Origin of the sequence: Cupriavidus gilardii (assembly GCF_008801915.1) — a bacterium.
Classification (GTDB): domain Bacteria; phylum Pseudomonadota; class Gammaproteobacteria; order Burkholderiales; family Burkholderiaceae; genus Cupriavidus; species Cupriavidus gilardii.
Genome location: NZ_VZOV01000031.1, coordinates 17,668 through 39,353, shown reverse-complemented (window position 1 = coordinate 39,353; position 21,686 = coordinate 17,668). Strand labels below are relative to the sequence as shown.

Below are 21,686 nucleotides of genomic sequence, written 5' to 3'. Positions count from 1 at the left end.
GCGGCCGGGCCCGAATATCTGTGCCGGGTTCGTGCCAGGCCGGCGTCAGGCGCCCGCCGGGCCGAACGCGCGCTCCAGGCTGCCCAGGAACCGTCCCGCCGCCTGATAGCCGATCACTCGCACCGGCAGCTCGCGCCCGTCGTCGCCGAACAGGATGATGCCCGGCGGCCCGAACAGGCCGAAGCGCTTCAGCAGCGCCTTGTCGTCGGCGTTGTTGGCGGTCACGTCGGCCTGCAGCATCACCACGTCGGCCAGCCGCGCCTGCACGCGCGGATCGCTGAAGGTGAAGCGCTCCATCTCCTTGCAGCTGACGCACCAGTCCGCATAGAAGTCCAGCAGCACCGGCTTGCCGGCGGCGCTGGCCTGCGCGATGCGGGCGTCGAGGTCGGCCACCGAGCGAACCCGTTCGAAGCGTACCGCCTGGGCCGCCGGCGCACCGTCGCGGGCACCCGCCACCAGATGCGACAGCGGCTGCAGCGGATTGCGGCTGCCCGAGGCCAGGCCCACCAGCAGGATTGCGCCGGCCAGCGCGGACAGCACGCCCAACCCCTTGCCCAGCCGCGCCACCGGATGCGGCTCCGCGCCCAGCCCGTCGAACGCGCGCAGGAACACCGCGCCAACCAGCAGCAGCGTCGCCCAGCCCAGCATCGACAGCCAGGCAGGCAGCACCGGTCCGACCATCCACAGCGCGACACCGAGCAGCAGGAAGCCGAACACGCGTTTGGTCGCCTCCATCCACTGGCCCGCGCGCGGCAGCAGATTGCCGGCACCGACGCCGACCAGCAGCAGCGGTACGCCCATGCCGATCGCCATCGAGAACAGTGCGGTGCCGCCCGTCCACGCATCGCCGCTCTGCGCGATATAGGCCAGCGCGCCGGCCAGCGGCGCGGTCACGCAGGGACCGACGATCAGCGCGGAGATCGCGCCCATCGCCGCGGCGCCCGCGATCTGGCCGCCGGGTCGGCGATTGGCCGAATCGGCCAGCCGCGTCTGCCAGCGCTGCGGAAGCTGCAGTTCATACAGGCCGAACATCGACAACGCCAGCGCCACCATCAGCGCGGCGAACAGCGCCAGTACCCAGGGCGTTTGCAACGTCGCCGCGAGCCCTTCGCCGATCAGCCCGGCGGCGACGCCGACCGCGGTGTAGACCACCGCCATGCCAAGCACATAGGCCAGCGACACGACGAAGGCGCGGCCGCGGTGCACGTGCTCGCCGACCACGATCGATGACAGGATCGGCACCATCGGCAGCACGCAGGGGGTGAAGGTCAGCAGCAGGCCGAGACCGAAGAACAGCGCGACGATCGTCAGCAGATGGCCACCGGCCAGCGTCGCGGCGATGCGGCCGCTGTCGTCGACGGCCTTGCCGATATCGGCTTGTACCGCGGCACTCGGCCCCGTGCTCCCGGTGCCGGCCGACAGCGGCGTAGCGGCCGCGATGCGCGACGTGGCATTGGTCGACGCCGCATTGGAGCGGCCGCCGAGCAACGCGCCGATGCCGGCGCCGCCGACTTCGTAGACGCTCTCCATCGGCGGATAGCACAAGCCCTTGTCGGCGCAGCCCTGCGAGGTTACGACCAGCGTCCATTTGCCGTCCGCGGGCGCGGACTCGACCGGCACGCGGATCGTCACCGTGTCGCGGTAGGTCTCCATCTCCTTGCCGAACGTCTCGTCGAACTTGACCTTGCCGGCCGGCAGATCGGGCGCGCCGAGCTTGACCTGCGCCGGCTGCGCGGCGAAGGCGAAGCGCTCGCGGTACATGTAGTAGCCCGGCGCGACATCGAAGCGGACTTCGACGGTGCGCGCGTCGATGGCGCGGGCGGCGAAGCGGAAGGCCTGCTCGGGCGGCAGGAAATCGTCCTGGTCGGCGGCGCGCGCCAGGCCGGCGCCGAGACACAGCCAGGCCGTCAGCAGCGCCAGCGCGATCGCGGCCAGCCATTGCCAACCTCGCCAGCCCCGCCGACCTGCGCTGCGCGGCGCGCCCCGCCGCATGACCCCGTCCATCGCCCCCAAGGTGCTGCCCATCGTCGGTTACCTGCTGTGTTTCGTTATGCCGCGTCGTTGCCCCGGCGCGCGTTGCCGTTGCCGCCCGGCGTCGCGGTCTGCTGGACGACCCAGTCGAGATAGGCCGGCAGCCCCGCCTGCACGGGCAGCGCGACGATCTCGGGCACGTCGTAGGGATGGTGCTGGCGGATCGCCGCTTCGAGCGCGTCGTAGCAAGCCCGCGTGGTCTTGATCAGCAGCGGCAGTTCGCGCGCGGTCTCGATCTTCCCCTGCCACCAGTACTGCGACTCGCAGGCCGGCATACGGTTCACGCACGCAGCGACCCGCGCTTCCAGCAGCGCGCGGGTCAGCGCGGTTGCGCTGTCCTCGTCCGGCAGCGTGGTGATCACGACCAGTACCTGCGATGCGTCCATCGAAATCGCTCCTGCATGACGCCGACTCAAAAGCGGTGGCCCAAAAACAAAAGAGCCAGGCGATTGCCTGGCTCGATTGTAAGCGGTTCGCCCATCCGCAGCGCCGGTGGCGCCCGCCGCGCCGAATCAGCGATCGGTCCGGCGGTCGGATCGGCGAAGAGGCGAAGGTCTTACTCCGCAGCTTCCTCGGCCGGGGCCTCGGTCACTTCGGGACGATCGACCAGCTCGACCAGCGCCATCGGCGCGTTGTCGCCCTGACGGAAGCCGAACTTCAGGATGCGGGTGTAGCCGCCCGGACGGGTGGCGTAGCGCGGGCCCAGTTCGTTGAACAGCTTGGTGACCATGTCGCGGTCGCGCAGACGGGCGAAAGCCAGACGGCGGTTGGCAACGGTGTCCTTCTTGGCCAGCGTGATCAGCGGCTCGACGACCTTGCGCAGTTCCTTGGCCTTCGGCAGCGTGGTCTTGATCAGCTCGTGCTGGAACAGCGAGTTGGACATGTTGCGCAGCATCGCGAGACGGTGCGACGAGGTGCGGTTCAGTTTCCGCAAACCATGACGGTGACGCATGATGATTCCTTTCTAGATCAGTGTTTGACCAGCTCTTCTATCGCCAGCGCATTCCTTCGGGAGCGCGCCGGCGCGGGCCGGTAGTCGGTTTGCGCCGCCTGGCCATCGCTGGCCAATACGGCAGGGACTGGCGGCGGACGCCGGCTGGCGCCCGCCGCGCAGATTACTTCTCCAGGCCAGCGGGCGGCCAGTTCTCCAGCTTCATGCCGAGCGTCAGGCCACGCGAAGCGAGGACTTCCTTGATTTCGTTGAGCGACTTGCGACCCAGGTTCGGGGTCTTCAGCAGTTCGTTCTCGGTACGCTGGATCAGGTCGCCGATGTAGTAGATGTTCTCGGCCTTCAGGCAGTTGGCCGAGCGCACCGTCAGCTCCAGATCGTCGACCGGACGCAGCAGGATCGGATCGATCTGCGGCGCGCGGCTCGAAGCGGCTTCCGCCGACGACTCGGTGCCTTCCAGCGCGGCGAACACGGACAGCTGATCGACCAGGATGCGCGCCGATTGACGGATCGCTTCCTCGGGCGAGATCACGCCGTCGGTTTCGATGTTCATCACCAGCTTGTCCAGGTCGGTACGCTGCTCGACACGGGCCGACTCGACCGCGTACGAGACGCGGCGCACCGGCGAGAACGAGGCGTCCAGCACGATGCGGCCGATCACCTTGCTCGACTCGTCGCCGAACTTGCGAACGTTGCCCGGCACATAGCCGCGGCCCTGTTCGACCTTGATCTGCATGTCCAGCTTGCCGCCGGCCGACAGATGGGCGATCACGTGGCCGGGGTTGATGATCTCGACATCGTGCGGCAGCTCGATATCGGCGGCCGTCACCACGCCTTCGCCTTCCTTGCGCAGCGACACCGTGACTTCGTCGCGGTTGTGCAGCTTGAAGACGACGCCCTTCAGGTTCAGCAGCAGGTTGACGACGTCTTCCTGCACGCCGTCGATGGTGGAATATTCGTGGACCACCCCAGCGATCGTCACTTCGGTCGGGGCATAGCCGACCATCGACGACAGCAGCACGCGACGCAGGGCGTTACCGAGCGTATGGCCGTAGCCGCGCTCGAACGGCTCCATCACGACTTTGGCGTGATGATCGCCCAGCGGCTCGACGGCGATGATTTTTGGCTTGAGGAGTGCTGTTTGCATTAGGTTGTCCTTTTCAATACCCTCGGCTCGTTACACCGATAAGGCTGAGTTTTGGAACCCGAAAAAACCCATCGTACGATGGGCAATAAGCCCGGCGCGCCGAAGCGCGCCGGGCTGAAGATGGAGCTCGACGAGAAATCGCAAGCCGCGGCCGTTGTAGGCGAACGGGTCCGGGCGATTAACGCGAATACAATTCGACGATCAGGCTCTCGTTGATGTCGCCCGAGATATCGGCGCGATCCGGCACTTGCTTGAACGTGCCTTCGAACTTCTTCGGATCGACGGCCACCCAGCTCGGGAAGCCCGACTGCTCGGCCAGCGACAGCGACTCGGCGATGCGAGCCTGCTTCTTCGACTGCTCGCGGATCGACACGACGTCACCCACCTTGATCTGCGCCGACGGCACGTTCAGGGTCTGGCCGTTGACCAGGATCGCCTTGTGCGACACCAGCTGGCGCGCTTCGGCGCGGGTCGAGCCGAAGCCCATCCGGTACACGACGTTGTCCAGGCGCGTTTCCAGCAGCTGGAGCAGGTTCTCGCCGGTATTGCCCTTGCGGCGGTCGGCCTCGGCAAAGTAGCGGCGGAACTGGCGCTCGAGCACGCCGTAGATACGCTTGACCTTCTGCTTTTCACGCAGCTGGGTGCCGTAGTCGGAGGTACGGGCGCCCGAGGTACGGCCATGCTGGCCCGGCTTGCTGTCCAGCTTGCACTTGTCGGCGAGCGAGCGGCGCGCGCTCTTCAGGAACAGGTCGGTGCCTTCACGGCGGGAAAGTTTGGCCTTCGGGCCGGTATAACGTGCCACTTTATCTTCCTTACTGATTCGATCGCGGCGCCAGGATCGACGCGCCGCGAGTCCGCCTGCTGCATCCGCCCGGAGGGCGGCGACGGCGAACGGTGGGCTTATCCAACGCGCGCGGCCGGCCGGCTGCGCGCCACACGATGAATTCGCACTGAATTCCGACGATCTGTCCGGCAGCAGCCGCTGACGCGGATGCCTCGCCGACAAAACGCGGCATTCTATCACAACAAGAACGACAGAACCCGCGCCCGGAAAATCCGGCGCGGGTCCGGCGATGCCTGGCGCTTAGATACGGCGGCGCTTCGGCGGACGGCAGCCGTTGTGCGGCACCGGCGTGACATCTTCGATCACCGCGATCTTGATGCCCAGTGCGTTCAGCGCACGCACGGCCGACTCACGACCCGGACCCGGGCCCTTGATGCGCACTTCCAGGTTCTTGATGCCCTGGTCTTGCGCCACGCGGCCGGCGTTCTCGGCAGCAACCTGGGCTGCGAACGGGGTCGACTTGCGCGAACCCTTGAAGCCCTGGCCACCCGAGGTCGCCCACGACAGGGCGTTGCCCTGACGGTCGGTGATCGTGATGATCGTGTTGTTGAACGAGGCGTGGACGTGCGCGATGCCGTCGGCGACGTTCTTCTTGACCTTCTTACGCGCGCGCTGGGCGGCGTTATTCGGACCTTTTGCCATTAGTTATCTTCCTCTGCCTTGGGCGTTACTTCTTCAGAGCCACGCCGGCCTTACGCGGACCCTTGCGGGTACGGGCGTTGGTGCGGGTGCGCTGGCCACGCAGCGGCAGGCCGCGGCGGTGACGCAGGCCACGATAGCAACCAAGGTCCATCAGACGCTTGATGTTCATCGTGGTTTCACGACGCAGGTCACCCTCGACCGTGACCTTGCCCACTTCGTCACGAAGCTTTTCCAGGTCGGCGTCGGTCAGATCCTTGACCTTCTTGTCAAAAGGAACGCCAGTGGCCTCGCAAATCTTGCGAGCGCGCGAGCGGCCGATACCGTAAATCGCCGTCAGGCCGATCTCGGTATGCTTGTGATTCGGGATGTTAACCCCTGCGATACGTGCCATTCGTCAATCCTCTTTACGATTAGCCTTGGCGTTGCTTGTGGCGGGGATCCGACGAGCAGATCACGCGCACGACACCGTTGCGCTTGATAACTTTGCAGTTGCGGCAAATGCGCTTAACAGAAGCCAGCACTTTCATGATTTTCCTCTTCCTTCAATTCCTGTTTCGGCTCACTTCGTCCGGAAGACGATGCGCGCGCGTGACAGATCGTATGGCGTCAATTCGACCGTAACTTTGTCCCCCGGCAGGATACGGATGTAGTGCATCCGCATCTTCCCGGAGATATGGCCCAGTACGACATGGCCATTTTCCAGCTTCACCCTGAAGGTCGCATTGGGCAGGTTTTCGATTACCTCACCCTGCATCTGGATGACGTCGTCTTTAGCCATACCTAGCCTGTCCTGACCCGGCTCAGCGCAAAGTCAGGTTACCTTTGAAATTGGCCTTCTTCAGCAACGACTCGTACTGCTGCGACATGACATAGGACTGAACCTGGGCCATGAAGTCCATCGTGACGACCACGATGATCAGCAGCGAAGTTCCGCCGAAATAGAACGGCACGTTCCAGCGCAGCACCAGGAATTCCGGCAACAGGCAGACCAGTGTGATGTAGATCGCACCAGCCAGCGTCAGTCGCACCAGAATCTTGTCGATATAGCGCGTCGTCTGCTCGCCAGGACGGATGCCCGGAATGAAGGCACCGCTTTTCTTCAGGTTGTCCGCCACTTCCCGGCTGTTGTAAACCAACGCCGTATAGAAGAAGCAGAAGAACACGATTGCCGCAGCATAGAGCAGGATGTACACCGGTTGGCCGGGCGACAACGTCGCGGCCAGGTCCTTGATGAACCTGCCCACGGTGCCGGTCGAATCCGACGTGAACCAGCCCGCGATCGTCGCCGGGAACAGGATGATCGACGATGCGAAGATCGGCGGAATCACCCCTGCCATGTTCAGCTTCAGCGGCAGGTGCGACGACTGGCCGCCGTACACCTTGTTGCCGACCTGACGCTTGGCATAGTTCACCAGGATCTTGCGCTGGCCGCGTTCGACGAACACCACCGCGAACGTCACCGCGATCACGATCGCCACGATGAAGATCGCCGCGATGATGCTCATCGAGCCGGTGCGAACCAGTTCGAACAGCCCGCCGATCGCATTGGGCAAGCCCGCCGCGATACCGCCGAAGATGATGATCGAGATGCCGTTGCCCAGTCCGCGCTCGGTGATCTGCTCACCCAGCCACATCAGGAACATCGTGCCGGTCACCAGCGTGATCACCGCGGTAGCGCGGAACATCATGCCGGGGTCGATCACCAGGCCCGGTTGCGACTCGAGCGCGACCGCGATCGAGAACGCCTGGAAGGTCGCCAGCAGCACGGTCCCGTAGCGGGTGTACTGGGTGATCTTCCGCTGTCCGGCCTGCCCTTCCTTCTTCAGCGATTCCAGCTGCGGCAGCACGATCGTCAGCAGCTGCATGATGATCGACGCCGAGATGTACGGCATGATGCCGAGCGCGAACACGGTGAAGCGCGACAGCGCGCCTCCCGAGAACAGGTTGAACATCCCGAGGATGCCACCCGACTGACTCTGGAACAGCTGCGCCAGTTGCTCCGGATCGATCCCCGGCACCGGAATATGCGCACCGATGCGGTAGACGATCAGGGCCAGCACCAGGAACATCAGCCGGCGCTTGAGGTCGCCGTACTTCGCCGTGTTCCTGGCCTGTGCGCTTGCATTGGGTTTCGCCGTGGCCAAACGATGCTCCGACTTGTGACTCGCCTATGCTGCGAAATCTGCTTACTTACTCCGCGATCTGACCGCCCGCGGCTTCGATCGCTGCCTTGGCGCCAGCGGTGGCACCCAGACCCTTGATCGTCACCTTGCGGGTCAGCTCGCCGGCCTTGATGACCTTGGCGCTCTTGACCAGGTCGCTGACCAGGCCAGCCTGCTTCAGAACCAGCAGGTCGACTTCGGCCGCTTCCAGGCGCTCCAGATCACGCAGCGTGACTTCGGCGGTGAACGCCTTGGTCAGCGACGTGAAGCCGCGCTTCGGCAGACGACGGTACAGCGGCATCTGGCCGCCTTCGAAGCCCACCTTGTGGAAGCCGCCCGAACGCGACTTCTGACCCTTGTGACCGCGACCGGCGGTCTTGCCCAGGCCGGAGCCGATACCGCGGCCGACGCGACGCTTGGCGTGCTTCGAACCGGCGGCCGGTTTCAGGTTGTTCAGTTGCATATTGCTCTCCGTTTGCCCAGGCTCAGCCGATGACCTTCACCAGGTACGAGACCTTGTTGATCATGCCGCGCACGGCCGGCGTATCCTGCAGTTCCGACACCGAGTTCAGGCGGCGCAGGCCAAGACCACGGACGGTGGCGCGATGATCCTCGCGCGTGCCGATCAGGCTGCGCACGAGTTGCACTTTTACGGTTTTCTGCGACATTTCGTTCACCTGCCTTAACCGAGGATGTCTTCGACAGACTTGCCACGCTTGGCGGCGATTTCGCCCGGCGTGCTCATCTTCTGCAGACCGTCCAGCGTGGCGCGAACCATGTTGTACGGGTTGGTCGAGCCGTGCGACTTGGTGACGACGTTGGTCACGCCCATCACCTCGAAGATCGCGCGCATCGGGCCGCCGGCGATCACGCCGGTACCTTCCTTGGCCGGCATCATCAGCACCTTGGCGGCGCCGTGCTTGCCAACGACTTCGTGCTGCAGCGTGCCGTTCTTCAGCGGGACCTTGACCATCTTGCGACGGGCTTCGTCCATTGCCTTCTGCACGGCCACCGGCACTTCCTTCGCCTTGCCCTTGCCCATGCCGATGCGGCCATCGCCGTCACCGACCACGGTCAGCGCAGCGAAACCGAGAATCCGGCCACCCTTCACCACCTTGGTGACGCGGTTGACCGAGATCATCTTCTCGCGGAGGCCGTCGTCGCGTTCGTCCTGCTGGACTTTTGCTTGCATCTTTGCCATGACGTATCTCTCTTAAGCGCTTAGAACTTGAGGCCGGCTTCGCGGGCAGCGTCAGCCAGGGCCTTCACGCGACCGTGGAAGCGGAAGCCGGCGCGATCGAACGCCACGGTTTCCACGCCGGCGGCCTTCGCCTTCTCGGCGATGCGCTTGCCGATCACGGTGGCAGCAGCGGTGGTGGCACCGCTGCCGGTCAGTTCCTTGCGCACTTCTGCTTCGACGGTCGAAGCCGACGCCACCACCTGGGTGCCGCACGGCGAGTAGACCTGAGCGTAAATATGCGAATTCGTACGGAACACAGTCAGACGATTGACCTTCAGCTCGGCAATCTTGGCGCGGGTCTGACGTGCACGGCGCAAACGAGCGTCTTTCTTGTTCATCACTGCACCCCTTACTTCTTCTTGGTTTCCTTCAGGATGACGCGCTCGTCTGCGTAGCGAACACCCTTGCCCTTATAGGGCTCGGGCGGACGGTACGCGCGGACTTCCGCGGCAACCTGACCGACTTTCTGCTTGTCCGCACCCTTGATGATGATCTCGGTCTGCGTCGGCGTTTCCGCCTTCACGCCTTCCGGCATCTCATGGATCACGTCGTGCGAGAAACCAAGCTGGAGCTTCAGCGCAGCGCCTTGCACCTGGGCGCGGTAACCCACGCCAACCAGCGTCAGCTTGCGCTCGAAACCGGTGGTCACGCCCTTGACCATATTGGCCGCCAGAGCACGCATGGTGCCCTGCAGAGCGTTTGCTTCGCTCGATTCGTCGGCCGGCGAGAAGGTCAGCGTCTCGTTCTCGACGTTGGCCTTGACCAGCTTGTGAATCGGCTGGGACAGCGTACCGAGCGGGCCCTTGACGGTGAGCACGCCGGCCGCCACATTCACTTCCGCGCCTTTCGGCAGCGCGATGGGAGCCTTACCTACACGGGACATGGTTACTCCTTACGCGACGTAGCAGATGACTTCGCCGCCCACGCCGGTGGCACGTGCCGCGCGATCGGTCATCAGACCCTTGGGGGTCGAGATGATCGCGACCCCCAGGCCGTTCATCACTTGCGGGATTTCGCTGCGGCCCTTGTACACGCGCAGACCGGGCTTCGACACGCGTTCGATGCGCTCGATCACCGGACGGCCGGCGTAGTACTTCAGACCGATGGTCAGTTGTGCCTTGCCGCCTTCCTCGGCGACAGCGTAGTCGTCGATATAGCCCTCGTCCTTCAGGACCTTGGCGATCGCCACTTTCAGCTTCGACGACGGCATGACAACCGACGCCTTCTGCACGCCCTGGGCGTTGCGGATGCGCGTCAGCATATCGGCGATAGGATCGCTCATGCTCATACTGTTTCTCCTGTAGCCTGTGCGTAATTACCAGCTGGCTTTCGTCAGACCCGGAATTTCGCCCTTGAAGGCGATCTCGCGGATCTTGTTACGCGCCAGGCCAAACTTGCGGAAGGTACCGCGGGGACGACCGGTGATCGCGCAGCGATTGCGCTGGCGGGTCGGATTGGCGTTGCGCGGCAGCTGTTGCAGCTCCAGGCGCGCTTCGTAACGCTCTTCTTCCGACTTCGCTTGGTCGTCGATGATGGCCTTGAGGGCAGCGCGCTTCTCGGCGTACTTCGCCACGAGCTTGGCGCGCTTCTTCTCACGTTCAATCAGAGCCAATTTAGCCACGGTTACCCCTTAATTGCGGAACGGGAACTTGAATGCCGCGAGGAGCTCCTTGGCTTCCTCGTCATTCTTCGCCGTCGTCGTGATGCTGATGTTCAGACCGCGCAGCGCGTCGATCTTGTCGTACTCGATTTCGGGGAAGATGATCTGCTCTTTCACACCGATGTTGTAGTTGCCACGGCCGTCGAACGACTTGCCGGACACACCACGGAAATCGCGCACGCGCGGCAGGGCCACGGTGACGAAACGGTCCAGGAATTCCCACATCCGTTCGCCACGCAGGGTCACCATCGCACCGATGGGATAGCCCTGGCGAATCTTGAAGCCGGCGATGGCCTTGCGGGCCTTCGTCACGACCGGCTTCTGACCAGCGATCTTGGTCAGGTCGCCCACTGCCAGCTCGATGACCTTCTTGTCATTGATGGCTTCGCCCAGACCCATGTTCAGCGTGATCTTGGTGATGCGGGGCACCTCCATGACCGACTTGTAGCCGAACTTCTTCATCAGGGCCGGAACGACCTGTTCTTTGTACTGCTCTTGCAGACGTGCTGCCATGCTCAACTCCTATCCGTGCCCAGAATCAAGCGGCGACGACGGCGCCGGTGGTCTTCAGCACGCGCACGCGCTTGCCTTCCACCAGCTTGATGCCGACGCGCGACGGCTTGCCATTGGCATCCACGAGCGCAACGTTGGAAATATGCAGGGGCATGACCTTGTCGATCACGCCGCCGGTCGTGCCCAGCATCGGGTTCGGACGTGCGTGCTTCTTCGCGACGTTCACGCCCTCGACGGCGACCTTGTCGCCCAGCACGGCCTGGACCTTGCCGCGCTTGCCCTTGTCCTTGCCGGTCAGGACGATGACCTCGTCGCCTTTGCGAATCTTGTTCATGGCGGCTCCTTACAGCACTTCCGGTGCGAGCGACACGATCTTCATGAAACGCTCGGTACGGAGTTCACGAGTCACCGGCCCGAAGATACGGGTGCCGATCGGCTCGAGCTTGTTGTTCAGCAGGACAGCGGCATTGCCGTCGAACTTGACGAGCGAACCGTCCGCGCGGCGCACGCCCTTGGCGGTGCGGACCACGACGGCGTTGTAGATGTCGCCCTTCTTCACGCGACCGCGCGGCGCTGCGTCCTTGACGGTCACCTTGATGATGTCGCCTACGCTCGCATAGCGGCGCTTGGACCCACCCAGCACTTTGATGCACAGCACTTCGCGCGCACCCGTGTTATCGGCCACTTCGAGCCGGCTTTCTGTCTGAATCATGGTGTTTGTCTTCCCAACTTAATCCACCGGGCCCACGAAAAAGGTACGCCCGCCGGTCAGTCTTGGTCCCGTCGGCCACCGGCATTGCGCCAGTCACCGTTTGGGTTGATCAACTTGAAGTCGGTGTGCCAGGCGGTCTGAACGGTGTGACTGTCAGGAGCCGCTAGGCCTGGGGTTCGCTTTAACGGACCGCCCGGGTGGTGTTACAAGAGACGGCCGCAATAAAGCGGAAGTCCAGGATTATAGCACATAATCCTGGACCTGCAAGTCAGCCTGGAACCTGTTGGTTCTTAGATGACGCGCGCTGCTTCGACCAGCCGGGAAACGACCCAGGACTTGGTCCGCGAGATCGGACGGCCTTCCTGGATCTCGACCTTGTCGCCTTCCTTGTACTGGTTGGCTTCGTCATGCGCCTTGTACTTCTTCGAGCGCAGCACGTACTTGCCATACAGCGGGTGCTTGACACGGTTTTCGACCAGGACCGTCACGGTCTTGTCCATCTTGTCGCTTACCACGCGGCCGACCAGCGTACGGCGAAGCGACGATTCCGTTTTTGCAGTTTCAGTCATTTCGAGTTCGCCTTTTCGTTCAGCACGGTATGCACCCGCGCGATGTCCTTGCGCACCTTCTTCAGCTGGCTGGTGTTCTGCAGCTGTTGGGTGGCCTTTTGCATGCGCAGGCTAAATTGGGCCTTCAGGAGCTCGGAGAGCTCCTGGTTCAGGCCTGCGGCGTCCTTGCCGCGAAGTTCGGATGCTTTCATTCCTGCTCTCCTTACGTCCCGACCTGGCGCACCACGAAATTGGTCGCGATCGGCAGCTTGGCGGCCGCGAGGCGGAACGCCTCACGCGCCAGCTCTTCGCTCACGCCATCCATTTCGTACAGCATCTTGCCCGGCTGGATTTCAGCCACGTAGTACTCCGGATTGCCCTTGCCGTTACCCATACGGACTTCGGCAGGCTTCTTCGAGATCGGCTTGTCCGGGAAGATCCGGATCCAGATGCGGCCGCCACGCTTGATGTGGCGGGTCATCGCACGACGTGCCGACTCGATCTGACGAGCCGTCAGACGGCCGCGGCCCATTGCCTTCAGGCCGAATTCGCCGAAAGACACGGCGTTGCCACGGGTAGCCTTACCCGTGTTGCGGCCTTTCTGCTCCTTGCGATATTTTCTGCGCTTCGGTTGCAGCATCGTTATTCTCCACTCTTCGCGTCTGCGCCAGGCGCAGCGCGGCGACCGGCACCTGCGCCACCGCGGCGGTTGCCACCCGGACGGCCTTCACCGTCACGACGGCGACCGTCCGGACGACCCGGGCGACGACGACGTTCGTCTTGCGGCTCTTCCACCACCGGCGCGTCGTTGCGGCCGAGGTGATCACCCTTGTAGACCCACACCTTGACACCGATGATGCCGTAGGTGGTTTCCGCTTCGGAGAAGCCGTAGTCGATGTCGGCACGCAGGGTGTGCAGGGGCACGCGGCCCTCGCGGTACCACTCGGTACGTGCGATTTCGATACCGTTCAGACGGCCCGAGCTCATGATCTTGATGCCCTGGGCGCCCAGGCGCATCGCGTTCTGCATCGCACGCTTCATCGCGCGGCGGAACATGATGCGGCGCTCGAGCTGCTGGGTGATCGAGTCGGCGATCAGCTGGGCATCGGTTTCCGGCTTGCGGATTTCCTCGATGTTCACGTGCACGGGCACGCCCATGCGACGCTGCAGCTCGGCCTTCAGCAGTTCGATGTCCTCACCCTTCTTGCCGATCACCACGCCCGGACGCGAGCTGTAGATGGTGAGACGGGCATTGCGGGCGGGGCGCTCGATGACGACGCGGCCCACCGAAGCGTTCTTGAGCTTCTTCTTCAGAAAGTCGCGAACTTCGATGTCTTCCTTCAGCATGCCGGCGAACTTCGTGTTGTTGGCGTACCAACGCGAAGCCCAGTTACGGCTGACGGCCAGACGGAAGCCAGTCGGATGAATCTTCTGTCCCATCGTGACTCCTTAGTTGCCGAGCGTCACAGTGATGTGACAGGTTTGTTTCTCGATGCGGTTGCCGCGGCCCTTTGCCCGTGCGGTGAAGCGCTTGAGCGAGGTTGCCTTGTCGACGTAGATCGATTTGACCTTCAGCTCGTCGATGTCGGCGCCTTCATTGTGCTCGGCGTTGGCGATGGCCGATTCGACCACCTTCTTCACGATCCCGGCAGCCTTTTTCGGGCTGAACGTCAGGATGTTGAGCGCGCGCTCGATCGGCAGACCACGGATCTGGTCAGCGACCAGGCGCGTCTTCTGGGCGGAGATGCGGGCACCGCGATGAATCGCTTTCACTTCCATGATGGCACCTTACCTCTTCGCTTTCTTGTCAGCCGCGTGGCCCTTGAACGTGCGCGTCAGCGCAAATTCACCGAGCTTGTGGCCAACCATGTTTTCCGTGACGTACACCGGCACGTGTTGACGGCCGTTGTGGACGGCGATCGTCAGGCCGATGAACTCCGGCAGAATGGTCGAGCGGCGCGACCACGTCTTGATGGGTTTCTTGTCCTTGCCGCTGACAGCCGTTTCCACCTTCTTCAGCAGGTGGGCGTCACAGAAAGGACCCTTTTTTGCAGAACGAGTCATGTGTTTAGCTCCTACCTACCGATTAACGCTTGTGGCGGCGCTGCACGATCATGCTGGCAGTGCGCTTGTTGCTGCGGGTGCGGTAACCCTTGGTCGGGGTGCCCCACGGCGACACGGGATCGCGACCAGCAGCGGTACGGCCTTCACCACCACCGTGCGGGTGGTCGATCGGGTTCATCACCACGCCGCGGACGGTCGGGCGAATACCGCGCCAGCGGGTCGCGCCGGCCTTGCCGATCACGCGCAGGCTGTGCTCTTCGTTGCCCACTTCACCGATGGTGGCGCGGCATTCGATATGCACGCGGCGCACTTCACCGGAGCGCAGGCGCACCTGGGCGTAGACGCCTTCGCGAGCCAGCAGCACGGCGGAACCGCCGGCGGCACGCGCGATCTGGGCGCCCTTGCCCGGCAGCATTTCCACGTTGTTGATCGTGGTACCGACCGGGATGTTGCGGATCGGCAGGTTGTTGCCGGCCTTGATCGGGGCTTCCGAGCCGTTCATCAGCTGCTGGCCGGCAACCATGCCCTTGGTGGCGATGATGTAGCGGCGCTCGCCGTCGGCGAACAGCACCAGCGCGATGTTGGCGCTGCGGTTCGGATCGTATTCCAGGCGCTCGACCTTGGCGGGAATGCCGTCCTTGTCGTTGCGCTTGAAGTCGATCACACGGTAGTGATGCTTGTGGCCACCGCCCTTGTGACGGGTGGTGATGTGGCCATTGTTGTTACGGCCCGACTTCTGGAATTGCTTTTCCAGCAGCGGCGCGTACGGATCGCCCTTGTGCAGGTTGCGGTTGACAACCTTCACCATCGAGCGACGACCCGGGGAAGTCGGCTTGGTCTTGACGAGTGCCATGATTACTTGGCCTCCGCTTCAAAATTGATTTCCTGACCCGGCTTCAGCGACACGTAGGCCTTCTTCACATGGTTGCGACGACCCATGAAGCGACCGAAACGCTTTTGCTTGCCCTTCTGGTTCAGGATCTGAACGGACTGCACCTCGACCTTGAACAGCAGTTCGACCGCCGCCTTCACTTCCGCCTTGTTGGCGTCGCGAGCGACTTCGAACACCACTTGTTCGTTCTTGTCGGCGACCAGGGTTGCCTTTTCGGAAACCACCGGCGCGAGCAGCACCTGCATCAAACGATGATCGTTCTTGGCTACTTGCGTCATTTGAGCAACTCCTCGATCTGCGCGACGGCCGCCTTGGTCACCAGCACCTTCTTGTAGTGCACGAGCGACAGCGGATCGGCGTGGCGCGGCTCGACAACCGCCACGTGCGGCAGGTTGCGCGATGCCAGGTAGAGGTTTTCGTCGAGGTTGTCGGTGATGATCAGCACCGAGTCCAGACCCATGGCCTTGAACTTGTCGGCCAGCAGCTTGGTCTTGGGCGCGTCGACGGAGAAACCCTCCACCACGTTGATACGACCTTCCCGGGCCAGCTGCGAATAGATCGAGCGCATGCCGGCACGGAACATCTTCTTGTTGACCTTCTGGCTGAAGTTCTCTTCCGGCGAGTTCGGGAAGATACGGCCGCCCCCGCGCCACAGCGGCGACGAGGACATACCGGCACGAGCACGGCCCGTACCCTTCTGACGCCACGGCTTCTTCGTGGTGTGCTTGACCTCTTCGCGGTCCTTCTGCTTCCGGTTGCCGCTACGCGCGTTGGCTTGGTAAGCGACGACGATCTGGTGAACCAGAGCTTCGTTGTAATCGCGGCCGAAGACTTCGGGCGAGGCAGCGACGCCCGCACCGATCTGACCGTTGTCCTGGAGGAGCTTAAGTTCCATGTGTCCGCTCCTTAAGCCGCAGCTTTGGCCTTGACGGCCGGGGTAACGATGACTTTGCCGCCCTTCGAACCCGGGATCGCGCCCTTGACCAGCAGCAGCTTGCGCTCTGCGTCGATCTTGGCGATGACCAGGTTTTGGACGGTACGCGTGACGTCACCGAGGTGGCCGGTCATGCGCTTGCCCGGGAACACACGGCCCGGATCCTGCGCCATACCGATCGAACCCGGCACGTTGTGCGAACGCGAGTTACCGTGGGTGGCACGGCCCGACGCGAAGTGGTAGCGCTTGATGGTACCGGCGTAGCCCTTACCGATCGTCACGCCCTGCACGTCGATCTTCTGGCCGACCGCGAACAGGTCGACCGACAGCGTGCCGCCGGCTTGCAGCTCGGCAGCCTTGGCTGCATCCACGCGGAATTCTTTGATGACTTCGCCCGCTTCCACGCCGGCTTTGGCGAGATGACCCGCCAGCGGCTTGGTGACGCGGCTTGCGCGCCGGGCGCCGAAGGTGACTTGCACCGCGGTATAACCGTCGGTCTCGTCCGTCTTGATTTGCGTCACGCGGTTGTCGCCGACCTCGATCACGGTCACGGGAATCGCTTCACCGTCGTCCGTGAAAATACGGGTCATGCCAACCTTGCGACCTACAAGGCCAAGGCTCATGGTTTGCTCCATTCCCGGCTGCGATTGGCCGGGGCTGATTGATACACGAAACGTGTTGAGTGTTTCTGGTGTCGGGGGCTTGCGCAAAAGAGACGGCGCGCGGCCAAAACGGCCAGCCCAATACCCATAGATAGATGGGTAGCCTTACACTATATCGCAGCCCTCTGGAAAGGGCAACTGCAATCTGGCAAGGCGTTCAGCAAACGGGGGATTTGCTGTTGCAACGTGGTTCATACGTCGCTATTTCGGCGTTTCGGCACCGAAAAAGGAAAACGGCGAACTTGCGTTCGCCGTTCCACTGCAGAGCGGCCGCGGGCGCGGCCGGTCTCGTCGGATCGATTACACCTTGATCTCGACGTCCACGCCAGCCGGCAGGTCCAGCTTCATCAGCGCGTCGACGGTCTTTTCCGACGGGTCGACGATGTCCAGCAGACGCTGATGGGTGCGGATCTCGAATTGATCGCGGCTGGTCTTGTTGACGTGCGGCGAACGCAGGATGTCGAAGCGCTCGATGCGGGTCGGCAGGGGAACCGGGCCCTTGACGATCGCGCCGGTGCGCTTGGCGGTATCCACGATTTCGGCGGCCGACTGGTCGATCAGGCGATAGTCGAAAGCCTTCAGGCGGATACGGATCTTCTGGTTCTGCATGATTTTTCCTTAAAAGAGCGATGGGCCGTCACCGGCCCGGTGATAGCAGGGACGGGCGGAGGCCGCCCGTCCCGACAGCCTGGCTTAGTCCAGGATCTTGGCGACGACGCCGGCGCCGACGGTGCGGCCGCCTTCACGGATGGCGAAGCGCAGGCCTTCTTCCATCGCGATCGGGGCGATCAGCTTGACGGTGATCGACACGTTGTCGCCCGGCATGACCATTTCCTTGTCCTTCGGCAGCTCGATCGAGCCGGTCACGTCGGTCGTACGGAAATAGAACTGCGGACGGTAGTTGTTGAAGAACGGGGTGTGACGGCCGCCTTCGTCCTTCGACAGGATGTACACCTCGCCGGTGAAGTGCGTGTGCGGCTTGATCGAACCCGGCTTGCACAGCACCTGGCCGCGCTCGACGTCTTCACGCTTGGTGCCGCGCAGCAGCAGACCGACGTTGTCGCCAGCCTGGCCCTGGTCCAGCAGCTTGCGGAACATTTCCACGCCGGTGCAGGTGGTCTTGACCGTCGGGCGGATACCGACGATTTCGATTTCCTCGCCGACCTTGATCACGCCACGCTCGATACGGCCGGTCACCACGGTACCGCGGCCCGAGATCGAGAACACGTCTTCGACCGGCATCAGGAACGTGCCGTCCACGGCGCGCTCCGGCGTCGGGATGTAGGTGTCCAGCGCCTCGGCCAGGCGCATGATCGCCTCTTCGCCCAGGTCGCCCTTGTCGCCTTCGAGCGCCAGCTTGGCCGAACCCTTGATGATCGGGGTGTCGTCGCCGGGGAACTCGTACTTCGACAGCAGCTCGCGCACTTCCATTTCCACCAGCTCGAGCAGCTCGGCGTCGTCCACCATGTCGCACTTGTTCAGGAACACGATGATGTACGGCACGCCCACCTGACGGGCCAGCAGGATGTGTTCGCGCGTCTGCGGCATCGGGCCGTCAGCGGCCGAGCACACCAGGATCGCGCCGTCCATCTGCGCAGCGCCCGTGATCATGTTCTTGACGTAGTCGGCGTGGCCCGGGCAGTCAACGTGCGCGTAGTGGCGGTTGGCCGTCTCGTACTCGACGTGCGCGGTGTTGATGGTAATACCGCGGGCCTTCTCTTCCGGCGCCGCATCGATTTCGTCGTACTTCTTCGCGGCACCGCCGAACTTCGAAGCCAGCACCGTCGCAATCGCCGCCGTCAGCGTCGTCTTGCCGTGGTCAACGTGACCAATCGTACCAACGTTCACGTGCGGCTTGGTCCGCTCGAACTTTTCCTTTGCCATTTTTTTCAGCTCCTAATGGACTGCAGTCTTGTCGATTCATCACGCCGCCGCGCCCTCGCGGGCGAGGCGGCATACAGCTTGGTTACTTGCCCTTGGTCGCCATCACTGCTTCGGCGATGTTCTTCGGCGCCTCGGCGTAGTGCTTGAATTCCATGGTGTAGGTGGCGCGGCCTTGCGTGGCCGAGCGCAGCGCGGTCGAATAACCGAACATTTCCGACAGCGGGACTTCGGCCTTGATGATCTTGCCGCCGCCCACCATGTCGTCCATGCCCTGCACGATGCCGCGGCGGGACGACAGGTCGCCCATCACGGTACCGGTGTAGTCTTCCGGCGTTTCCACTTCCACGGCCATCATCGGCTCGAGCAGAACCGGGCTGGCCTTGCGCATGGCTTCCTTGAAAGCCATCGAGCCGGCCATGCGGAACGCGTTTTCGTTCGAGTCCACGTCGTGGTACGAACCGAACGTCAGCGTGACCTTCACGTCCACCACCGGGAAGCCCGCCAGGACACCCGACTGCAGCGTGTCGACGATGCCCTTCTCGACAGCGGGGATGTATTCGCGAGGAATCACACCGCCCTTGATGGCGTCGATGAACTCGAAGCCCTTGCCCGGCTCCTGCGGTTCCAGCGTGATCACGGCGTGGCCGTACTGGCCGCGGCCGCCCGACTGCTTGACGAACTTGCCTTCGACGTCCTCGGCCTTCTTGCGGATGGTTTCGCGGTAGGCCACCTGCGGCGCGCCGATGTTGGCTTCCACGCCGAATTCGCGCTTCATGCGGTCGACCAGGATTTCCAGGTGGAGCTCGCCCATGCCCGAAATGATGGTCTGGCCCGATTCTTCATCGGTACGCACGCGGAACGACGGATCTTCGGCGGCCAGGCGGTTCAGGGCGATGCCCATCTTTTCCTGGTCGGCCTTGGTCTTCGGCTCGACCGCCTGCGAGATCACCGGCTCCGGGAACACCATGCGCTCGAGCACGATCGGTGCCGACGGATCGCACAGCGTGTCGCCGGTGGTGGCATCCTTCAGGCCCACCGCGGCGGCGATGTCGCCGGCCAGCACTTCCTTGATTTCTTCGCGCTGGTTGGCGTGCATCTGCAGAATACGGCCCAGACGCTCCTTCTTCTGCTTCACCGGGTTGTACACGGTGTCGCCCGAATTGATCTTGCCCGAGTAGACGCGGAAGAAGATCAGCTGGCCAACGAACGGGTCGGTCATGATCTTGAACGCCAGCGCCGAGAACTTCTCGTTGTCGTCGGCCTTGCGCTCGAGCTTCTTCTCGTCGTCGCTTTCGTCCACGCCCTTGACCGGCGGAATATCGACCGGCGACGGCAGGAAGTCGATCACGGCGTCGAGCATGCGCTGCACGCCCTTGTTCTTGAACGCGGTGCCGCACAGCATCGGCTGGATTTCGCAGGCGATGGTACGGTCACGCAGCGCCTTGACGATCTCCTCGCGGGTCAGCTCTTCGCCGCCCAGGTACTTTTCCATCAGCTCTTCGCTGGCTTCGGCGGCGGACTCGACCATCTTCTCGCGCCATTCGTCAGCGGTCGCCTGCAGCTCGGCCGGGATGTCCTTGTATTCGAACTTCACGCCCTGGCTGGCTTCGTCCCAGATGATCGCCTTCATTTCCAGCAGGTCGATCACGCCCTGGAAGCCGTCTTCAGCGCCGATCGGCACCACCACGGGCACCGGGTTGGCCTTCAGGCGGGTCTTCAGCTGCTCGTAGACCTTGAAGAAGTTGGCGCCGGTACGGTCCATCTTGTTGACGAACGCCAGACGCGGCACGCCGTACTTGTTGGCCTGACGCCAGACGGTTTCGGACTGCGGCTGCACGCCGCCCACGGCGCAGTACACCATGCAGGCGCCGTCCAGCACGCGCATGGAACGCTCCACCTCGATGGTGAAGTCCACGTGGCCCGGGGTGTCGATGATGTTGAAGCGGTGCTCGGGGTAGTTGCCGGCCATGCCCTTCCAGAAGGCGGTGGTCGCAGCCGAGGTGATCGTGATGCCACGCTCCTGTTCCTGCTCCATCCAGTCCATCGTGGCGGCGCCATCGTGCACTTCACCGATCTTGTGGTTCACACCGGTGTAGAACAGGATGCGCTCGGTGGTGGTGGTTTTACCCGCGTCAATGTGAGCCGAGATACCGATATTGCGGTAACGCTCGATGGGAGTCTTACGAGCCACTTTAATCCTCTAATTCGTCAGTGAGGCGCCGGCATCTCTTCGCCTACGCCCCTAACACAAACGGGCGAGATGTGTAAAAACACAGCCCGCCCGGCAACCAACTGCGAATCCCGCGCGCTTTAGAAGCGGAAGTGCGAGAACGCCTTGTTGGCTTCGGCCATGCGGTGCACTTCGTCGCGCTTCTTCATCGCGCCACCACGGCCTTCCGCGGCTTCGAGCAGCTCACCTGCCAGGCGCAGCGCCATCGACTTCTCGCTGCGTTTTTTTGCGGCCTCGCGCAGCCAGCGCATCGCCAATGCCAAACGACGCGACGGACGGACTTCGACCGGAACCTGATAGTTGGCGCCACCGACGCGGCGGCTCTTCACTTCCACCACCGGCTTCACGTTGTTGATCGCAACGGAGAACACCTCGATGGGGGCCTTGCCTGCCTTCTTTTCGATCTGGTCGAATGCGCCATAAACGATGCGCTCGGCAACCGACTTCTTGCCGTCCAGCATCAGCACGTTCATGAACTTGGCAACTTCGACGTTACCGAACTTCGGATCAGGCAGGATTTCCCGCTTGGGGACTTCACGACGACGTGGCATCTTCTTTCCTTTGGATTCAGT

At 63.2% G+C, this 21,686-nt stretch carries 34 protein-coding genes; all 34 read right to left on the bottom strand.

Annotated features, from left to right (window positions below):
- Window positions 1–45 precede the first annotated feature (45 nt).
- A complete protein-coding gene (gene dsbD / locus F7Q96_RS23765) occupies window positions 46–1,992 on the bottom strand; it encodes a protein-disulfide reductase DsbD (RefSeq protein ID WP_082371654.1) in 1,947 nt (648 codons plus the stop codon).
- A gap of 56 nt (window positions 1,993–2,048) precedes the next feature.
- Entirely contained in the window at window positions 2,049–2,417 is a 369-nt protein-coding gene (gene cutA, locus F7Q96_RS23760) for a divalent-cation tolerance protein CutA (RefSeq protein WP_053822674.1), read from the bottom strand.
- 170 nt (window positions 2,418–2,587) lie between these two features.
- On the bottom strand, window positions 2,588–2,983 hold the full coding sequence (rplQ, locus tag F7Q96_RS23755; RefSeq protein WP_006577446.1) for a 50S ribosomal protein L17: 396 nt from the start codon (window positions 2,981–2,983) through the stop codon (window positions 2,588–2,590).
- A gap of 163 nt (window positions 2,984–3,146) precedes the next feature.
- Window positions 3,147–4,127, bottom strand: a complete 981-nt coding sequence (locus tag F7Q96_RS23750; RefSeq protein ID WP_006577445.1) for a DNA-directed RNA polymerase subunit alpha — start codon at window positions 4,125–4,127, stop codon at window positions 3,147–3,149.
- A 178-nt stretch (window positions 4,128–4,305) separates the two neighbouring features.
- Window positions 4,306–4,929 carry a 30S ribosomal protein S4 gene (gene rpsD, locus F7Q96_RS23745; RefSeq protein ID WP_053822675.1) on the bottom strand — a complete coding sequence of 208 codons (624 nt, stop codon included), beginning with the start codon at window positions 4,927–4,929 and terminating at the stop codon, window positions 4,306–4,308.
- A 282-nt stretch (window positions 4,930–5,211) separates the two neighbouring features.
- A complete protein-coding gene (gene rpsK / locus F7Q96_RS23740) occupies window positions 5,212–5,613 on the bottom strand; it encodes a 30S ribosomal protein S11 (protein ID WP_023264857.1) in 402 nt (133 codons plus the stop codon).
- A 25-nt stretch (window positions 5,614–5,638) separates the two neighbouring features.
- Window positions 5,639–6,004: a 30S ribosomal protein S13 gene (gene rpsM / locus F7Q96_RS23735; protein ID WP_006577443.1), complete on the bottom strand. Its 366-nt coding sequence runs from the start codon at window positions 6,002–6,004 to the stop codon at window positions 5,639–5,641.
- A 19-nt stretch (window positions 6,005–6,023) separates the two neighbouring features.
- Complete coding sequence (rpmJ, locus tag F7Q96_RS23730; RefSeq protein ID WP_006160433.1) at window positions 6,024–6,140, bottom strand: 50S ribosomal protein L36; 117 nt, start codon at window positions 6,138–6,140, stop codon at window positions 6,024–6,026.
- 32 nt (window positions 6,141–6,172) lie between these two features.
- Window positions 6,173–6,391 carry a translation initiation factor IF-1 gene (gene infA / locus F7Q96_RS23725; RefSeq protein WP_006577442.1) on the bottom strand — a complete coding sequence of 73 codons (219 nt, stop codon included), beginning with the start codon at window positions 6,389–6,391 and terminating at the stop codon, window positions 6,173–6,175.
- Window positions 6,392–6,413: 22 nt separating this feature from the next.
- Window positions 6,414–7,757: a preprotein translocase subunit SecY gene (gene secY, locus F7Q96_RS23720; RefSeq protein ID WP_023264856.1), complete on the bottom strand. Its 1,344-nt coding sequence runs from the start codon at window positions 7,755–7,757 to the stop codon at window positions 6,414–6,416.
- 46 nt (window positions 7,758–7,803) lie between these two features.
- Window positions 7,804–8,238 carry a 50S ribosomal protein L15 gene (gene rplO, locus F7Q96_RS23715; protein WP_006576228.1) on the bottom strand — a complete coding sequence of 145 codons (435 nt, stop codon included), beginning with the start codon at window positions 8,236–8,238 and terminating at the stop codon, window positions 7,804–7,806.
- Window positions 8,239–8,260: 22 nt separating this feature from the next.
- The gene (gene rpmD / locus F7Q96_RS23710) at window positions 8,261–8,443 is read right to left on the bottom strand and encodes a 50S ribosomal protein L30 (RefSeq protein ID WP_006576229.1); all 183 of its coding nucleotides are present in this window, start codon (window positions 8,441–8,443) and stop codon (window positions 8,261–8,263) included.
- A 14-nt stretch (window positions 8,444–8,457) separates the two neighbouring features.
- Window positions 8,458–8,976, bottom strand: a complete 519-nt coding sequence (rpsE, locus tag F7Q96_RS23705) for a 30S ribosomal protein S5 (protein ID WP_006576230.1) — start codon at window positions 8,974–8,976, stop codon at window positions 8,458–8,460.
- Window positions 8,977–8,996: 20 nt separating this feature from the next.
- The gene (gene rplR, locus F7Q96_RS23700) at window positions 8,997–9,353 is read right to left on the bottom strand and encodes a 50S ribosomal protein L18 (protein ID WP_053822676.1); all 357 of its coding nucleotides are present in this window, start codon (window positions 9,351–9,353) and stop codon (window positions 8,997–8,999) included.
- An 11-nt stretch (window positions 9,354–9,364) separates the two neighbouring features.
- Window positions 9,365–9,898 carry a 50S ribosomal protein L6 gene (gene rplF / locus F7Q96_RS23695; RefSeq protein ID WP_053822677.1) on the bottom strand — a complete coding sequence of 178 codons (534 nt, stop codon included), beginning with the start codon at window positions 9,896–9,898 and terminating at the stop codon, window positions 9,365–9,367.
- 9 nt (window positions 9,899–9,907) lie between these two features.
- Window positions 9,908–10,303, bottom strand: a complete 396-nt coding sequence (gene rpsH / locus F7Q96_RS23690) for a 30S ribosomal protein S8 (protein ID WP_006576233.1) — start codon at window positions 10,301–10,303, stop codon at window positions 9,908–9,910.
- 27 nt (window positions 10,304–10,330) lie between these two features.
- Window positions 10,331–10,636 carry a 30S ribosomal protein S14 gene (rpsN, locus tag F7Q96_RS23685; protein ID WP_053822678.1) on the bottom strand — a complete coding sequence of 102 codons (306 nt, stop codon included), beginning with the start codon at window positions 10,634–10,636 and terminating at the stop codon, window positions 10,331–10,333.
- A gap of 9 nt (window positions 10,637–10,645) precedes the next feature.
- Complete coding sequence (gene rplE, locus F7Q96_RS23680) at window positions 10,646–11,188, bottom strand: 50S ribosomal protein L5 (protein WP_006576235.1); 543 nt, start codon at window positions 11,186–11,188, stop codon at window positions 10,646–10,648.
- Window positions 11,189–11,213: 25 nt separating this feature from the next.
- The gene (gene rplX / locus F7Q96_RS23675) at window positions 11,214–11,522 is read right to left on the bottom strand and encodes a 50S ribosomal protein L24 (RefSeq protein WP_006576236.1); all 309 of its coding nucleotides are present in this window, start codon (window positions 11,520–11,522) and stop codon (window positions 11,214–11,216) included.
- Between the two features lie 9 nt (window positions 11,523–11,531).
- Window positions 11,532–11,900, bottom strand: coding sequence for a 50S ribosomal protein L14 (gene rplN, locus F7Q96_RS23670; RefSeq protein ID WP_006576237.1), 369 nt, complete (start codon window positions 11,898–11,900; stop codon window positions 11,532–11,534).
- 290 nt (window positions 11,901–12,190) lie between these two features.
- Window positions 12,191–12,469 carry a 30S ribosomal protein S17 gene (gene rpsQ / locus F7Q96_RS23665; RefSeq protein WP_006576238.1) on the bottom strand — a complete coding sequence of 93 codons (279 nt, stop codon included), beginning with the start codon at window positions 12,467–12,469 and terminating at the stop codon, window positions 12,191–12,193.
- Complete coding sequence (gene rpmC, locus F7Q96_RS23660) at window positions 12,466–12,660, bottom strand: 50S ribosomal protein L29 (protein WP_006576239.1); 195 nt, start codon at window positions 12,658–12,660, stop codon at window positions 12,466–12,468. Before rpmC ends, rpsQ begins: the two co-directional genes overlap by 4 nt.
- 11 nt (window positions 12,661–12,671) lie before the next feature.
- Window positions 12,672–13,088 (bottom strand): 50S ribosomal protein L16, encoded by a 417-nt coding sequence (gene rplP, locus F7Q96_RS23655; RefSeq protein WP_006576240.1) that lies wholly within the window; start codon window positions 13,086–13,088, stop codon window positions 12,672–12,674.
- 2 nt (window positions 13,089–13,090) lie between these two features.
- Window positions 13,091–13,888 (bottom strand): 30S ribosomal protein S3, encoded by a 798-nt coding sequence (gene rpsC / locus F7Q96_RS23650; protein ID WP_023264853.1) that lies wholly within the window; start codon window positions 13,886–13,888, stop codon window positions 13,091–13,093.
- A gap of 9 nt (window positions 13,889–13,897) precedes the next feature.
- A complete protein-coding gene (gene rplV, locus F7Q96_RS23645) occupies window positions 13,898–14,227 on the bottom strand; it encodes a 50S ribosomal protein L22 (RefSeq protein WP_006576243.1) in 330 nt (109 codons plus the stop codon).
- A 9-nt stretch (window positions 14,228–14,236) separates the two neighbouring features.
- Window positions 14,237–14,512, bottom strand: coding sequence for a 30S ribosomal protein S19 (gene rpsS / locus F7Q96_RS23640; RefSeq protein WP_006576244.1), 276 nt, complete (start codon window positions 14,510–14,512; stop codon window positions 14,237–14,239).
- 22 nt (window positions 14,513–14,534) lie between these two features.
- Window positions 14,535–15,365, bottom strand: coding sequence for a 50S ribosomal protein L2 (gene rplB, locus F7Q96_RS23635; protein ID WP_023264852.1), 831 nt, complete (start codon window positions 15,363–15,365; stop codon window positions 14,535–14,537).
- Between the two features lie 2 nt (window positions 15,366–15,367).
- Entirely contained in the window at window positions 15,368–15,682 is a 315-nt protein-coding gene (gene rplW, locus F7Q96_RS23630) for a 50S ribosomal protein L23 (RefSeq protein WP_006576245.1), read from the bottom strand.
- On the bottom strand, window positions 15,679–16,299 hold the full coding sequence (gene rplD, locus F7Q96_RS23625) for a 50S ribosomal protein L4 (protein ID WP_053822679.1): 621 nt from the start codon (window positions 16,297–16,299) through the stop codon (window positions 15,679–15,681). The genes rplW and rplD overlap by 4 nt, the downstream gene beginning before the upstream one ends.
- A gap of 11 nt (window positions 16,300–16,310) precedes the next feature.
- Window positions 16,311–16,961 carry a 50S ribosomal protein L3 gene (gene rplC / locus F7Q96_RS23620; RefSeq protein WP_006576247.1) on the bottom strand — a complete coding sequence of 217 codons (651 nt, stop codon included), beginning with the start codon at window positions 16,959–16,961 and terminating at the stop codon, window positions 16,311–16,313.
- 339 nt (window positions 16,962–17,300) lie between these two features.
- A complete protein-coding gene (gene rpsJ / locus F7Q96_RS23615; RefSeq protein WP_006576248.1) occupies window positions 17,301–17,609 on the bottom strand; it encodes a 30S ribosomal protein S10 in 309 nt (102 codons plus the stop codon).
- Between the two features lie 84 nt (window positions 17,610–17,693).
- Window positions 17,694–18,884, bottom strand: a complete 1,191-nt coding sequence (gene tuf / locus F7Q96_RS23610) for an elongation factor Tu (RefSeq protein WP_053822680.1) — start codon at window positions 18,882–18,884, stop codon at window positions 17,694–17,696.
- A gap of 82 nt (window positions 18,885–18,966) precedes the next feature.
- Entirely contained in the window at window positions 18,967–21,075 is a 2,109-nt protein-coding gene (gene fusA / locus F7Q96_RS23605) for an elongation factor G (RefSeq protein ID WP_053822681.1), read from the bottom strand.
- A 119-nt stretch (window positions 21,076–21,194) separates the two neighbouring features.
- Window positions 21,195–21,665: a 30S ribosomal protein S7 gene (rpsG, locus tag F7Q96_RS23600; protein ID WP_006576502.1), complete on the bottom strand. Its 471-nt coding sequence runs from the start codon at window positions 21,663–21,665 to the stop codon at window positions 21,195–21,197.
- Window positions 21,666–21,686: the final 21 nt, after the last annotated feature.